The 15,129-nt window shown below is 65.4% G+C and carries 13 protein-coding genes; 2 read left to right on the top strand and 11 right to left on the bottom strand.

Annotation, left to right across the window (positions count from 1 at the left end):
* Positions 1-14 precede the first annotated feature (14 nt).
* Positions 15-332, bottom strand: coding sequence for a YciI family protein (locus tag ACCD03_RS01525; RefSeq protein WP_325654501.1), 318 nt, complete (start codon positions 330-332; stop codon positions 15-17).
* Between the two features lie 127 nt (positions 333-459).
* Positions 460-1,458 carry a quinone oxidoreductase gene (locus ACCD03_RS01520; RefSeq protein ID WP_325654499.1) on the bottom strand — a complete coding sequence of 333 codons (999 nt, stop codon included), beginning with the start codon at positions 1,456-1,458 and terminating at the stop codon, positions 460-462.
* Positions 1,459-1,663: 205 nt separating this feature from the next.
* Between ACCD03_RS01520 and ACCD03_RS01515 the strand changes: the two genes are divergently transcribed.
* Entirely contained in the window at positions 1,664-2,536 is an 873-nt protein-coding gene (locus tag ACCD03_RS01515; protein WP_252694173.1) for a LysR family transcriptional regulator, read from the top strand.
* Between the two features lie 108 nt (positions 2,537-2,644).
* Here the strand turns inward: ACCD03_RS01515 and ACCD03_RS01510 are convergent, their stop codons facing one another.
* From ACCD03_RS01510 to ACCD03_RS01480, 7 genes are all read right to left on the bottom strand, one after another.
* Positions 2,645-3,370, bottom strand: coding sequence for an ABC transporter ATP-binding protein (locus ACCD03_RS01510; RefSeq protein WP_253540887.1), 726 nt, complete (start codon positions 3,368-3,370; stop codon positions 2,645-2,647).
* Positions 3,367-4,164 carry an ABC transporter ATP-binding protein gene (locus tag ACCD03_RS01505; RefSeq protein ID WP_024978075.1) on the bottom strand — a complete coding sequence of 266 codons (798 nt, stop codon included), beginning with the start codon at positions 4,162-4,164 and terminating at the stop codon, positions 3,367-3,369. The genes ACCD03_RS01510 and ACCD03_RS01505 overlap by 4 nt, the downstream gene beginning before the upstream one ends.
* Positions 4,165-4,171: 7 nt before the next feature.
* Positions 4,172-5,080: a branched-chain amino acid ABC transporter permease gene (locus tag ACCD03_RS01500; protein ID WP_253540884.1), complete on the bottom strand. Its 909-nt coding sequence runs from the start codon at positions 5,078-5,080 to the stop codon at positions 4,172-4,174.
* 10 nt (positions 5,081-5,090) lie between these two features.
* Positions 5,091-5,972 (bottom strand): branched-chain amino acid ABC transporter permease, encoded by an 882-nt coding sequence (locus tag ACCD03_RS01495; protein WP_045205603.1) that lies wholly within the window; start codon positions 5,970-5,972, stop codon positions 5,091-5,093.
* A 109-nt stretch (positions 5,973-6,081) separates the two neighbouring features.
* Complete coding sequence (locus ACCD03_RS01490) at positions 6,082-7,242, bottom strand: ABC transporter substrate-binding protein (protein WP_325654493.1); 1,161 nt, start codon at positions 7,240-7,242, stop codon at positions 6,082-6,084.
* A 449-nt stretch (positions 7,243-7,691) separates the two neighbouring features.
* Entirely contained in the window at positions 7,692-10,373 is a 2,682-nt protein-coding gene (locus ACCD03_RS01485) for a diguanylate cyclase domain-containing protein (RefSeq protein WP_413410615.1), read from the bottom strand.
* A gap of 108 nt (positions 10,374-10,481) precedes the next feature.
* Positions 10,482-10,922, bottom strand: coding sequence for a surface-adhesin E family protein (locus ACCD03_RS01480; protein ID WP_045205606.1), 441 nt, complete (start codon positions 10,920-10,922; stop codon positions 10,482-10,484).
* A 131-nt stretch (positions 10,923-11,053) separates the two neighbouring features.
* On the opposite strand from ACCD03_RS01480, the gene ACCD03_RS01475 reads away from it, so the two are divergent.
* Positions 11,054-11,854, top strand: a complete 801-nt coding sequence (locus tag ACCD03_RS01475) for a YhfC family intramembrane metalloprotease (protein ID WP_325654489.1) — start codon at positions 11,054-11,056, stop codon at positions 11,852-11,854.
* Here the strand turns inward: ACCD03_RS01475 and ACCD03_RS01470 are convergent.
* Both ACCD03_RS01470 and ACCD03_RS01465 read right to left on the bottom strand, forming a co-directional pair.
* Positions 11,851-13,212: a sigma-54-dependent transcriptional regulator gene (locus ACCD03_RS01470; RefSeq protein ID WP_413410614.1), complete on the bottom strand. Its 1,362-nt coding sequence runs from the start codon at positions 13,210-13,212 to the stop codon at positions 11,851-11,853. The genes ACCD03_RS01475 and ACCD03_RS01470 overlap by 4 nt on opposite strands.
* Positions 13,209-15,125: a sensor histidine kinase gene (locus tag ACCD03_RS01465; protein ID WP_413410613.1), complete on the bottom strand. Its 1,917-nt coding sequence runs from the start codon at positions 15,123-15,125 to the stop codon at positions 13,209-13,211. Before ACCD03_RS01465 ends, ACCD03_RS01470 begins: the two co-directional genes overlap by 4 nt.
* Positions 15,126-15,129 lie beyond the last annotated feature (4 nt).

Here is a 15,129-nt window from a genome sequence, read left to right as displayed (position 1 = left end):
GCGCCGCACCGGTTTTAAGTCGATGTCGCGACCAGGGCGTCTGGCAACCACGCCTGCGGTGTGTCAGCGCTCCGACGATTCGGACCCCAGGCAATAACGCGCGCCTCTACGAGGTTTTCGATCACGAAGGGGTCGCGCGCAACAATGGCGTCGATCTCTTCGCGGGATTCGGCACGCGCGAGGATGCCACCGCCCTCACGCGGGAAGAACGGCCCCGACATCAGGAAGTGGCCGCTCGCATAGTGAGCGTCCAGATGCGCGCGGTGCGCTGGCAACACGCGATCGAGTGCTTCGAGCGGTGCGGTGTAGTTGAAAAGAATCAGGTACAGCATGCGACGGCTCCTTGTGGGATGAGGTGAAACCTTCGAAACGCGAGACCCGGCAGCGTGAAGCAACGACGCTGAGTGTCCCGCAGAAACGGGTACGCTTTGCACGGAAACCCTTCGGCGCGCAGGGTTCTCAAGGGCGCAAGAGCAGTGCGCCCGAGGTCTGTCCGGCTTCCAGTGCGGTATGCGCGGCGGCCGCATCTTCCAGCGCATAGGTGCCGCCCACCGGCACGCGCACGCCATCCAGCATGCGCTGCAATGCCGCCTGCGCCCCCGTCCGGTAGTTCGACAGATCGGCCATGTAGCGGAATACGCCTGGCCGCGCCAGCGCAATCGAGCGCGACGGTCCAAGCGCCGCAAGATCGACGACATCCGTTTGGGCGTTGCCCACATCGCCCGCCTGACCGATGCTGGCCACCATGCCGAAGGGCCGCGTCACCGCCAACGACGTCTGCAACATCGCGCCACCAATCCCATCGATCACATAGTCGACGCCGTCTCCACCGGTCAGTTGCAGCACGGCTTCGCGCACGTCCTGCTGGCGATGCAGCACGACGTGGTCTGCGCCATGGCCCAGCGCGACGGCGGCCTTGGCTTCGGTGCCAACCGTACCGATCACGCGCGCACCCTGGCGCTTGGCCCACTGCACCAGCAACACACCCAGGCCGCCGGCAGCGGCGTGCACGAGCACCGTATCGCCGGCGCGCATCTGCCGTACCCGCGTCAGCAGCATGTGCGCGGTAATGCCGCGAACCAACGTGGCCGCGACGGTTTGGTCATCAAGCGCATCCGGCAAGGCAATCGCCCGTTCGGCCGGGATGTTGCGATGGCTGCTGTAGCCACCGGGCGCGCCGTCCATGAGGCCGGCCCAGGCCACGCGCTGGCCAACCACAAAGCCGCGTACATCCGTACCCACGGCTTCCACCACGCCCACGCCCTCCACCCCGAGCACCGCTGGGAATGCCGGCACCGGGTACAGCCCGACACGGTGATACACGTCGACAAAGTTCACGCCGACGGCGGTATGCCGCACCGTCAACGCATTCGGGCCGGGGGGCGCCAACATCAGGCTGGCGGGCCGCAAACCCAATGCCGGTCCGGGTTCGCGCAGTTGGATCACCTTGGCGTGCATGGCAAAAGTCCTCGCAGAAATGGGTACGCTTTTCGGTTTTGGTGATGACGGGTACCGCGTTCGTCACGTTGTGAAACAAGCGTAATCCGTTCAGAATCACCCGGGAATTCACAAAAACTGATCAGCTTCTGTGCAAAAAAGCCCAGGTCGACCAAAAAATGTGCGTGCCCTGGCGCGTGCGGCGGCGGCCGAACCTTCCTCTTCCTTGCAATGGGATGACGTACGCTACTTTCTCGTGCTGGCGCGCGAGGGCAGCTTGTCGGCCGCTGCGCGGCGGCTGGCGGTGGAACACACCACGGTAGCGCGGCGTGCCGATGCGTTGGAGCAGTCGTTGGGCGTGCGCTTGTTCGACCGCCTGCCGCGCGGCTGGCGCCTGACCGCTGAAGGCAACGCACTGGCCGAGCGCGCTGAACGCATGGAGCAGGAAGCCGCCGGCTTTGCGCGTGCGGCTGCGGGGGCGGGCAGCTTGCGCGGGACGGTGCGTATCTCCGCGCCGCCCACGGTGGCCAGCCACATCATTGCGCCAAACCTGGCGACACTGCGCCGGCAATGGCCCGGCATCGACCTCGTGCTGCTCGGCGAAAAGCGCAACGCCAACCTGATGGCGCACGAAGCTGACCTGGCGGTGCGCTTGTCACGCCCGACGTCATCTACTTTGGCGACACGGCCGCTGGGCGACCTCGGCTACGGCCTGTACGCCACCGCAGAAGTGCTCGCACGCCCCGAATCAGAGTGGGAATTCATCGGCTACGACGAAAACCTGCGCCACGTCCCACAACAGCGCTGGCTGGACAACTACGCAGGCGACCGTCGCGTGGTCTTACGCTGCAGCGATCTGGCGGCGATGCATCAGGCGGCGCTGGCCGGCCTGGGTGTCGCGGCGCTGCCTCACCTGCTTGGCGCGCCCGCAGAAACGGGTACGCTTTTGCGTCGATTGCCCGTCGACGACCCTGCGTTGCATCGAGAAATCTGGCTGGTCATCCACCCCGACGTTCGACGATCACCGCGCGTGCGGGCCGTGGCCGACGCATTGATCGCGCTGTTCGACGCACAGCGACACGTATTGGCGGGGATTTGAACGTACGCAGAAACGGGTACGCTTTTGGGTCAAAATGAACCGCAAACCCAATGGATATGCGGTTCTTACACCTCGGCAATATTGCATGCCGAGGCATGTTCGGAACGCTCAGCCGCCCAGGTAGGCTTCGAGCACGCGCGGATTGCCCAGCAGGTTTTTGCCGCTGTCAGCGAGCACGATCTGGCCGGTCTCCAGCACGTAGCCGTGCTGCGCGATCTTCAATGCCTGGCGCACGTTCTGCTCGACCAGGAAGATCGTCAGACCTTCAGCATTGATGGTGCGCAGGATGCGGAAGATCTCCTGCACGATGATCGGCGCGAGGCCCATCGAGGGTTCATCCAGCAGCAGCACGCGCGGGCGAGCCATCAGCGCGCGGCCAATGGCCAGCATCTGCTGCTCGCCGCCCGAGAGGTTGCCGGCCAGCCCATCGATACGCTCCTTCAGGCGCGGGAACAGGTGGAACACGCGCTCCAGGTCAGAGGCGATCTGTCCCTTGTCCTTACGCGTGTAAGCGCCCAGCTCCAGGTTCTCGCGCACCGTCATCGTGGTGAGCGTGGCGCGCCCTTCGGCCACCTGCACGATGCCGCGCTCCACACGCTTGTGAGCAGACCACAGCGTGACGTCTTCGCCCTCGAACAGGATCTGGCCGCGCACATCACCCTGCGACTTCGGGATCAGCCCCGAGAGCGCCAGCAGCGTGGTCGATTTGCCCGCACCGTTTGCGCCCACCAGCGAGGTGATCTCGCCGGCCTTGAGCGCAAAGTCGATGCCCTTGACGGCTGCGATGTGCCCGTATGACACGTCCAGCCCTTTGACTTCCAGCAAGGTGGTCATGCCGTCTCCTTCTGCGCGGCATCGCCGTTCGCTTCATCGTCATCATCGCGGCCCAGGTACGCCTCGATGACTTGCGGATCGTTGCGGATCGCTTCGGGCGGCCCCTCGGCAATGATGCGGCCGAAGTTGAGCACCGCAATGCGCTCACACAGGCCCATCACGAAACGCATGTCGTGCTCGATCATGAAGATCGTGTAGCCGCGCGCCTTGATGTTCTCGATCTCGGCCATCAGGTCGACCTTCTCGCCCGTATTCATGCCGGCGACGGGCTCGTCGAGCAACAGCAGCTTGGGTTCGGTGGCCAGCGCCCGCGCGAGTTCAAGCTTGCGCTGGTCGCCGTACGAGAGGTTGTCGGCAATGTCGTGCGCCTTGTGGTCGAGCTTGACCCAAGAAAGCAACTCCAGCGCACGGTCGCGCGCGCGGCGCTCGGCAGCACGGTACTTGGGCAGCGACAGCAGCAGGCCCGGCGCGCCGTAGTCGAGATGCCGATGCATGCCGACCACCACGTTCTCCAGCAGCGTCATCTCCTTGAAGATGCGGATGTTCTGGAACGTGCGCGCAATGCCCATCTGCGTGATCTGGTGCGGCTTCTTGCCGACGAGATTTTCGCCGTTGAATGTGAGCGAGCCACCCGTGGGCGCCAGCAGGCCGGTGATCAGATTGAAGACGGTCGTCTTGCCGGCGCCGTTCGGGCCGATCAAGCCGAAGATGGTGCCCTGCGGCACTTCAATGTTGACGTCCTGCAAGACTGACAGGCCGCCAAAGCGCTTGGAAATGGATGTGAGCTTCAGCATGGCGGCCTCAGTGCGATTCATTGGAAGCAGCTCGGCTGTCGCCCGTGCCCGGCATGGTGCCGCCGCGCTTCATGCCGAACCAGCGCGCGAAACGCGCCGGATCCCAGATGCCCTTGGGCAGGAACAGCACGATCACCATCAGGATCACGCCATTGACGACCAGGCGGAAATCCTTGAACGCACGCAACAGCTCGGGCAACAGTGACAGGATCAGGCTGCCGAGCACAGGGCCCGTCAGGCCGTTGGTGCCGCCCAGAATCGTCATCGTGAGAATTTCCACGCCGCGATCGAAGCCGAATTCGTTCGGGCCGATGAAGAACGTCAGGTGCGCATTGAGTGCGCCCGCGAGCCCGGCGATGGCCGCACCCAGCGTGAACGCCAGCAGCTTTGTGCCGGCCACGTTGATGCCCATGAGGCCTGCGGCGGTCTCGTCTTCCTTGATGGCCTCGAATGCGCGGCCAACCTTCGAGCGGCGCATGCGCGCCAGCACAAACAGCGTGGCCAACACGGCCAGCGCCACGTGCCACCACTCGGTCAGCTGCGGAATGCCGTTCAGGCCCAGCGCGCCGCCGGTCCAGTCTTCGGTGTTCAGGATCAGCACGCGCACGACTTCGCCAAAACCAAGCGTGGCCATGGCCAGATACACGCCCGAAAGACGCAGCGTCGGCCGGCCGATGACAACGGCCACCACGGCCGGTGCCGCCATGCCGCCCAGCAGCGCGACCGAAAACGGCATGTCCGCATTCATCGTCAGCAGCGCGGAGGTATACGCGCCGATGCCCATGAAAGCCGCATTCGCCATCGCCAGAAGGCCGCACGACAGCGTGAGATAAATGGACAGCGCCAGCAACGCGTTGATGCCCAGCGTAAGCACCAGGTTGCTGTAGACCGACCAGAAGTTGTCGAACCATTCCATGTCGGTCTCCTTATGCCTTGCGTTCGAGCACCTTGCCGAACAGCCCTTGCGGCCGCACCAGCAGGATCAGGAACAGCAGACCGAACGCCACCGCATCGCGCATGGTCGAGCCGATGTAGGCCACTGACAGCACCTCGGCAAAGCCGAGGAACAGCCCGCCGAGCATTGCGCCGCGAATATCGCCCAGGCCGCCCAGGATGATGACCGCGATGCCCTTGTGCAGCATCGGCTGTCCCATCAGCGGGAACACGGCGTTGGAGTACAGGCCGATCAGCACGCCCGACAACCCGCCCAGCGCGGCGGCTGCAAACGAGGTCAGCAGGAACAGCCCTTCGACGTTGATACCGAGCAGTGCCGCTGCCTTGGGCGACTCCGCAATCGCGCGCAGTGCGCGGCCGAGTTGCGTGCGCTTGAGCAGCAGCATGAGCGCACCCATCAGCACGAACGACAGCACGATGATGCCCAGCTCGAGCGGCGTGAGGTGGATGCCGCCCAGATCCAGCGAGGCGTCCGACACGAGCCCGGCCGGGAAGCGCAGGTTCTCGGCGCCAAACGCGCCTTGCATGGCGTTATTGATGGCGATGCCCGCACCGATGGTGCCGATCATCGGAATCAGGTGGGGCGCGTTGCGGCGACGCAGCGGTCGCAGCAGCAGCACATCGATGATGAGGCCGGCCACGCCGCTCACGGCAAAACCGACGGCCAGCGCCGCCCACAGCGGCAGATCGAAGTGGAGGACGACCTGCAGCGCCGCATAGGCACCGAGCATGAAGACCGCGCCGTGCGACAGGTTGATCACGCCCAGGATGCCGAAAACCAGCGTGAACCCCAGGGCGAACAACGCATACACGCAGCCGAGCGACAGCGCATTGACGAGTTGCTGTTCCAGCATGATGAATCAGAGTGAGGTGCGGCCGAATGTCACCAAAGCAGCCGCAAAAAAAGCGATGGGGCGTAGGTTTAGCTACGCCCCGCGTTTCGGTTTCAACGAGAACCGAAGATTACTTCTCGATCGTGTACTTGCCGTTCTTGGTCACGCTCACGATCGGCGTCTGCACGGCGTCATAGCCGGCCGGCTTGCCACGTGCCGTCACCTGGCGGAACGCAAACGCCCCGGTCGCCCCAACGTGCTTGACTGCCGGCAGCGCATCGCGGATCGCCTTGCGATCGGCTTCGAGGTTGCCGCTGAACTTCACCTTCTTCAGCGCTGTCGCCGCGATGTACATCGCGTCATACGACTGCGCCGCAAACTGATCCGGCGCTGCCTTGTACTTGGCGGTGTAGGCGGTGATGAACTTGCTGTTCTCGGCCGTGTGGTTCTCGATCGACCACGGGCTGCCCACCCACAGGTTGTCGGACTTGTCCTTGGCCAGGTCGAACACCTTGACCGAGTTCATCCCATTGCCGCCGATGATCGGCACGTTCAGGCCGAGCTGACGCGCCTGCACCATGATCGGACCACCTTCGGCAATCAGCGCCGACAGCACGATCGCATCCGGATTCGTCGCCTTGATCTTGGTGAGTTGCGCCTTGAAGTCGACGTCGCCCTTGGCGAAGGTCTCGGTGGTCGTCACCGGGATCTTCAGGTCTTCGAGCGCCTTCTTGAAGTTGTCGTAGCCGCTCTTGGTGAAGACGTCGTCGTTGCCGTACAACACGGCCACCTTCTTCACGCCTGCTTTCTTCACAACGGTCTGGATCGTGGCCGGCAGCACGTCGGCTTCGGTCACGGAATTGCGGAAGACGAAATCGCCGATGCTGGTGATGCCGTCTGCCGTGTTGGAAGTGCCAAAGGCAACCGTCTTGGAGCCCTGCGCGATCGGGTCGGCCGCCTGGGCCGAGTTCGACAGCGTGGGGCCGAACACCATTGCCACCTTGTCCTGGAAGATCAGCTTCTTGAAGACGTTGATGGCCTCTTCCTTCTTGCCCTGCTCGTCTTCGATCACCAGCGCGATCTTGCTGCCGTTGATACCGCCCGCGGCGTTGATCTCGTCAGCGGCCAGCTGGAAGCCGTTGCGGATGGCCACGCCGTACTGGGCTGCGCCGCCCGACAGCGCTTCGGCCACACCAATCTTGATGTCCTGGGCCGCGGTTGCCGCGCCCGTTGCGATTGCCGCCCCCGCAGCCACTGCCGTCAACAGCAGCCGTTTGATCATTTTTTGCATGCGAACCTGCTCCTTGTTTGTCCGTCGCGATTGCTTGAATGCGATTCGTCTCGAAGATGCGCTGGCCCAACACCGTCGCTCCCCCCGCATGCGCCCTGCATCGCGTCCGGACGCTCGCCTGCCGGGTTTCGCGCCACGAAGTCAAACAACGTTGGCGAACGGCGGAAGACCTGCCGGGCGAGCGATGCCGGATCGGGCATGCGTGCACCGGAAGTGCGTCGGAGTGTGAAGCGAAGGCGCCATGGGTACAGCGCTCTTGTGCGACGCGCCGGGGTGGCCGGCACGTGCAGTCAGTCGCGGGACTTTACCGGAAAGCGCACGACCGTGCGATAGGGGATTGTCCGCCGCCCGGCCTGGGGGGCAGTCATTGCGGCGCAACATTGCCTGCGCAATACCGCCAGATCGACGTGAAGCGTACCCGTTTCTGCGTGCCTTGCCGCACTGCGAAATCAGTCCGTCGGCAGCTCGTCGGCGCTGACAAACAACCCCTTGCCGCGCGATTTGGCTTCGTACAACGCCTCGTCCGCGGCTTCGAAGACGACGCTCTGCGCCAGCGTATGCGCGTCGAAGGTTGCGATACCGATGCTCGCGCCAACCTGAACCATCGTCTCACGCAAGCGAAACGGCTTGTTGCATGCGGCGAGGATATTCGCGGCAACCGTCTTTGCGTCGCCCGGGTGCGACAGGTGTTCCAGGATGACGGCAAACTCGTCACCGCCAAAACGCGCCACGCCGTCATACGGGCGCACCGCACGCGCCAGCCGCTGCGCGAAAGTACGCAGCAGCGCATCGCCAACGGCGTGCCCGTGCGTATCGTTGACCACCTTGAAGTGGTCGAGATCGATCAGCAGGAGCGCTCCGGTCGATCCATTCATACGTGCCTGGTCCAGCGCCGCCTGCAAACGCGCTTCAAAGCCGGCACGGTTGGCCAGGCCGGTGAGGTGGTCGGTGGTTGTCAGCGCGCGCAGGCGCAGCTCCTGCTTCTTGCGCTCCGTAATATCCAGCGTGACCGAATGCACGCCCGCCACGCGGCCTTGCGAATCGAACTGCGGAAGGTAGCTGACCTCTTCACACCGGTACTGATCGAGGGCCCCGATCTCGCGCTCGAAGACCATCGTCTCGCCGCCCAGCGCACGCTGCAACGCATCGCGCAGGTTGCTGTAAGCGTCCTCACCCACGACTTCACGCAGCGTCTGCCCGAGCATGCTCGCGGTCGATCGTCCATACGCTTTCTCGTAGGCGGCGTTCAGAAAGCGGAAGCGCTCCCCGGTATCGATGAAGGCGACCAGCGCAGGCAGCGCATCGGTCACGGTCTGCAGCGTTTCGCGGCTGCGCTGCAGCGCTTCCTTGGCGGCCTTGTCCTGCGTGATGTCGCGCATGACCGACGAGAAATACTCCATACGCCCGGCAGGATCGCGGTGCGCGATGATCATGTGGTTGATCGGCACGACCTGACCCTCGGCACCTCGCGCGGTGGTTTCGCCAATCCATACGCCATCGCGCGAGGCTGCGGGTACAGCCACCTCGCGCAGCCAGCCCATTGTCTCGGGCGGGTAGAAATCCGCAACCGTCAGGCCTTGAAGATTGGCATCCGGCGCAATGCCGGCAAAGCGGCGGCCGGCCGGATTCATGTACGTGACATTGCCCTGTACGTCGCTCTGCGCAACGAAGTCGGTGGTGGAGTCGAGGATCTTGGTCAGCACGCGCGAGGCCTGTTGCGCCCGCGCCCGCACGGTGATGTCTTCCATGGCCCCAACGTGGCCAACCACGTCGCCGTCCACCCGCACCGGCGCTGTCGTGACGACCAGCAATCGCTCACCGAGGCCTGGCACGATCATGCGCTGCTCGGCGTTGTAGCCGGCCCCGCGTGCGACCGCATCGCGCCAACCGGCCATGGTGGCATCGCGGTCGTCCGGATGCAGGCGTGCGAGCCACACGTCGGCCAGGGCCTCTTCATGCGTTGCACCGAGCAGCCGGCGATACGCCTCGTTGGTATAGACGGTCCGACCCTCCGCATCCGAGCGGAACAACCCGAGCGGCGACGCATCGTTCACAGCTTCGAGTTCGGCGCGCTGGCGGACGACCTCGCCCATCAGTTTGTGGAACGCCGTCGATACCGCGTCGATTTCCGCCGAGGTACCGCCTAGCTCAAGCGGGGGCGCATTGCGCAAGTCCGTGGCCGAAAGCTGCGTCATGGCGGCATGCAACCGGCCAAGCGGGCGCAACAGCCACAGCATCGCCGCCCACACCGATGCGCCGATCAACGCCGCCAGCACCAGGAGCGACCAGCGAAAACGCTGGCGCATAAGGAAGAGCTGCCGGTTGGCCTCGGCGCCAGGCAACACCGCAGCGAGGGTCCAGCCGGCCGAGGTGATGTCTTGCGTGGTGACCACGTCGCCACCGCGATCAGGCAGCGCATCCGGATTCGCGCGGAAGGCCGCGGCCACCGCCGGATCGGCATCGAGCGGCGCCAGCGTCTTGTCGGCCTGGGGGTGGACGATATAAACGGGGTTGTCACCTCGCGTGGCCAGGTAGACGTGGCCGGTCTGGCCCACGCGCATGTCGCGCATGTCCCCCAGAAAGTTCGGCTTGAGCAGGTACAGCGACGCGCCGATCAACCCGACGAGATTGCCGTCCTGATCATGCACGGGCGCGGCCATGATGACGATGGGCTCGCCGCCCACCCGGTTGCGCAGCGGCGCGGAGATGGTCGGCTGATCGACCACCATGACCTGCTTGAAGTAATCCCGATCCGAAATGTCGATGCCGACCACGCCCGCGCGACGCGGCGAGGTGGCTGTCACCTTGCCATCGGCCGAGGCCAGGAACACGCCGTCGAACAGGCCGCTGGCGGGCTGGATGGATTGGTAGAACGCCGCTTCCTGCGCAGGCGAGTCGAAGCGCACGGTGCGCATCTGCTGCGCGGTGCGCTCGAGCACGCCCAGGTAGGTGTCCAGCCGCTGCTTGAGGTCTTCCGCCGACTCCTTGACCATGGCCGTCTGCTGCGCCTTGATCTGCGCCATCACCTCGCGGCGGATCGGCTCGCGTTGCGACCAGCCGAACACGCTCACCACCGTCACGCTGATGACGGTCGCCATGATGGCCGCCTGCGACTTCAGGGTCAGTTTCATCGGACCGTCGGCTGGCACCGGCGCCCCTCGCGACCGGTGTCTTGTTGTAGTGGGAGGGCAAACACCATAGTGCTATGCCCGCCAATCAATGTCGAGTCGCCGCGATGTCTAACGGCGGCCGCAGACATAGGCGGCCGAGCGCGCCGCGAGCGTACCGGGGCGGATGCGCATCCAGTGCGCCCCGGCTGCGGTATCGGTATCGAGCGTGGCGCCGTCGGGAGCGCGCACCACGTAGTCGATCAGGCGGATGCGCTGGCGATGGCAGTCGATCTCCTGGCGCGAGAGGATCACCGTGCCGGGCCGGTAATGGGCGCCATGGGCGCGGCGTTCACTGCGCTTGAGCACCGTGCGCGCCAAAAAAATTTTGTGGCCGGTACGGTTGGAGCGCAGCGACGTGCGATCGATGGAAGCCACGACGGACGTCGTCGTCAGGTATTGGTGCCAGCGCGCAGCCTGGGCAGGCACCGCCATGCCGAAGGCGCCCACGCCGACACTGCATATCCAGATCCACCGCCACATCATGCGTTTCACGAACGTCCGTCCTGCCATATCAAGAAGTCAAGAAGCGGCACTGCTGCCGCAGGCACATATTGTAACAATCGGCCCGCAAGACTCGCGCCCGCGCCCGCGCCCTCAGGTAGCATGCGGGCGAACTCGTCGCCCCAACTGCGCCATCCGCCATGCCCACCGTCGCCCTGTCTGCCCTCGTTGCCCACGCCATCGCGGCCTTGCTCATCGCTAGCGTGCCGGTCGTGGCGTGGTTCTGGTTGCGGCGGCGCTTTGACCTGGCGTGGCGCGACATCGGCGTGGGCGCGGCGGTGTTTGTCGTGTTTGCGCTGGTACTGGAACGCACGCTGCACCTGTATCTGCTGCAGCTCAACCCGATCACGGCGCACTGGTTGCGCATGCCCGTGCTGTTTGTCATCTACGGCGCGCTGATGGCCGGTTTGTTCGAGGAAAGCGGCCGCTGGCTTGGCCTGCGTTTTCTCGTGCGCAAGCCGGGGGGTGCCGCCACACCTGTGGCCTACGCGCTCGGTCACGCGGGCATCGAAGCCTGGCTGGTGGGCGCGGCATCGCAGGCGCAAATGGTGATGTTCGGCATTGCCGCCAACCACGGCGAGCTGGAATCGCGCCTCGCGGCCAGCGGCGCCGATGCCATGGTCGGGACCATCCACGCCATGCTGGCGCAGCTCTCGCCGTGGCTGGCGCTCGGTGCAGTGAGCGAGCGCGTTGCCGCGATGCTGATCCAGTTCACGCTCACGCTGGTGGTATGGCACGCGGTGCGGCAGCGGCGGTTTGTGATTGTCGTGCTGGCGGTGCTGCTGCATGCGCTGGCAGATTTGCCCGCTGCGCTGTACCAGGTACATGTGCTACCGCTGGCCGTGACCGAAGCGATCTATGCCGTGGCGGCCGTGCTGCTGGCAGCAACGTGCTGGCCCCCGCAAGGCGGCCGCAAGATCGGCGAATCCTCGCTGCGCTAACTGCTGCGGAAGCGGTCCGGCTCGATCCCGTGCCGGTTGAGCTTGTCGTACAGCGTCTTGCGCGGCACGGCCAGCAGATCGGCCGCGCGAGCAACGTTGCCCTCCGTCGCGCGCAGCGCTTCCTCGATGGTGGTACGTTCGACCGCCATCATCCGGCCCGCCAGGGAATGCTGGCTCGCCTCGGACACCACCAGGCCGTCGTCCAGGCCGAGGCAAAAGCGCTCGGCCACGTTCTTCAGCTCACGCACATTGCCGGGCCAGTCGTGGTGCTGCCAGCGCATCATGTCCTGCGCAGACCAATCGGGCGCCGCACGCTCGTAGCGCACCGCGGCCTGCTGCAGAAAGTGGGCCATCAGCAGCGGAATATCTTCGGCACGCTGGCGCAGCGCCGGTAGCGCAATCGACACGACATTCAGGCGGTAATACAAGTCCGCGCGGAACTGCCCGTGATCGGATGCATCCTTCAAGTCGACCTTGGCGGCGGCCACCACACGGCAATTGACGGGCACGCTCGCGTTGCTGCCCAGCCGTTCGATGCTGCGTTCCTGCAGCGCGCGTAGCAGCTTGGCCTGCAGCGCCAGCGGCATCGATTCGATCTCATCCAGGAACAGCGTGCCGCCATCTGCATACTCCATCTTGCCGATGCGGCGGCGGTTGGCGCCTGTGAAAGCGCCCGCCTCGTGGCCAAACATCTCGCTCTCGAACACGGACTCCGGCAGCGCCGCGCAATTGAGCGCGACGAACGGCCCGCGACGTCGGCTGCCTTCGTGAATGGCGCGCGCGAGCACTTCCTTGCCCGAGCCGGTCTCGCCCGTGACGAGGATGTCAGCATCGGTGGGAGCCAGCGCGGTGACGAGCCGGCGCACGTTCTGCATGACGGCGCTCTGGCCGATCAATGGGTACGCCTGCCGGCCCTGCAGCGCTTCACGCAAACGCAGGTTTTCAGAAGTGAGCCTGCGCTTTTCCAACGCGCGCCGCACCACGTCGACCAGGCGCTCGGAGTGGAACGGCTTCTCCATGAAGTCGTAGGCGCCGGCGCGCATGGCGGCCACGGCCATCGTCACATCGCCATGGCCGGTGATGAGGATGACCGGCAACTGGCGGTCGTGCTGCAGCATCTCGCGCAGCACAGCCAGGCCATCGCGGCCGGGCAGGCGCACGTCGGTGACGACCACGGCCGGCGTTTGCGTGGAGAGTGCGGCCAGCGCGCTTTCCGCATCGGCAAAGGATTGCACCGGCACATCCGCCAGCGTGAGCGCTTGCTCGCAGCCCAGGCGCACCACGTCATCGTCTTCGATCAGGAAGACGGGCGCGTGGTCGATGGGGGAAGAAGAGTCCGGCGTACCGTGTTCAGTCATGTGGGTTTCACAACGCGTTCAAGCTCGATGATGAATTCTGCGCCACCTGCATCGTCACCCGCATTGCGGCCTTCGAGCCGGCCGCCAAAGTCCTCGATGATCGCCAGCGAAATCGCCAAGCCGAGCCCCAGGCCCTGACCATCGTCCTTGGTGGTGAAGAACGGCTCAAACAGGCGCGGCAGCACGTCGGCGGGAATGCCCGGGCCGAAGTCGCGCACGGTGATGCGTACCCATTTCTCGATGGGCTGGACGCTCACGCGCACGGCAGCCGAGTCGGCTGCGGGAGCCTCGGCGGTGGCGTCAATGGCGTTGCGGATGAGGTTGACGAGCACCTGCTCAAGCCGCACGGCATTGGCCCAGACCGCAAGATCCGCTGGGATGGGCTCTGTCACCACCGTCACACCGGCCTGGCGGCGACGGGTCTCAACCAGCATCAGCGCCTGGCGGATGGCTTCATCCACCGACACGGCAGCGCGTGCCGCATCGCCCTTGCGCGAGAACGCCTTGATGTGCGAAACGATACGCCCCATGCGCTCGGCAAGCTGGCTGATGTGTGTGAGGTTGCCGCGCACTTCGTCGATGCGGCCACGTTCGGCAAGCTGGTTGGCGTTGTCGGATAGCGTGGTCAGCGCGGTAAGCGGTTGGTTGAGTTCATGCGTGATGCCGGCGGCCATCTGGCCGAGCACGGCGAGCTTGCCGGCCTGCACGGCGGCATCGCGCGTTTCGCGCAGGATGCGTTGCGCGGCATCGAGCGCCTCGACCTTGCCGGCCAGCGCGGTGTTGGCGGATGTCAGCTCCGCAGTGCGCTGTGCGATGCGCGCTTCCAGATCACGCTGGACTTCTCGCAGCGCGGCGCGCGCGCGGTGCTGCTCTTCGCGCCGGCGCGTACGCAAACGCAAAGCAACGAGCACGGCGAAGATCAGCGCCATCGCAAACGCAGCGCTTGCACCGGCCACCAGCGCGGTGCGCTGCTCGTCGCGCGGGTCGATCAACACGGCGACCTGCCAGCCGAGCAGGCCCACCGGGCGGTACTGCACCCGCAGTGTCGACACTGATTTTCCGGGCAGCGCCACGCGCACGGTCTGCGGCGGGTGGTCCGCAGAAAAGGGTACGCTCGCGGCTTGCTCGTCGCTCATTCCGAGCGGCGCGAGGATGTGGGGCGCGTACTGGCGCGTCGCGTCGAGTGCTGCGCGCTGGTCCGCGCTCAAGGTGCCGAGCGTGCGGTATTTCCATTCGGGTACGGACGACAGGAAGATCACGCCGTGCCGATCCACCAGCAGCACCGTATCGCCGCTGCGCGACAACGTGGCCTCGAACGCATCGAGGTTGACCTTCACAACCACCACGCCGATCGGCTTGTTGTCTTCGCGCACAGGGGCGGCCACGAAATAGCCCGTCTCACCCGTGGTATTGCCGACACCGTAGAAGCGACCGAGCCCTTCGCGCATGGCCTCGACAAAGTACGGGCGGAATGCGTAGTTCTGGCCAACGAACGAGGTCGGCAGATCCCAGTTGCTGGCCGCAATCGTGAGGCCTGTCGTATTGATCAGGTGAGCGGCGGCCAAGTCGGTGGCCGCCTGGACTTCTTTCAGATAGGCGTTGGCCGCGCGACGCATGACGGCGTCGCCGGCCTGGGGATTCTCTTGCAGCGCGACGTGCAGCACGTGCTCCAGCGCCGCCAGCCTCGGCAATGATTCATAGCGGGCCAGCGTGCTGCGCAGGTTCTGGGCGTAGAAGGTGGTGCGCTGGCCGGCCTCTTCGGCGCGCGTGGCAACGTAGCGCTGCAGGGCGATGGCGTAAGCGCCCCACCCCGCTGCCGCACAGCACGCCGCCATGGCCAGCGCGACAGCCACGCGCCAGCCGCGCCCGTGTGCGGGGTGGGCAAGGTCGGCGTGGCCGTCGGTTGGCGACATGGGA

Origin of the sequence: Ralstonia sp. Ralssp135 (assembly GCF_047304345.1) — a bacterium.
Lineage (GTDB): Bacteria > Pseudomonadota > Gammaproteobacteria > Burkholderiales > Burkholderiaceae > Ralstonia > Ralstonia chuxiongensis.
The sequence above is the reverse complement of the archived record's forward strand: the minus strand, read 5'-3'. Positions and strand labels throughout refer to the sequence as shown.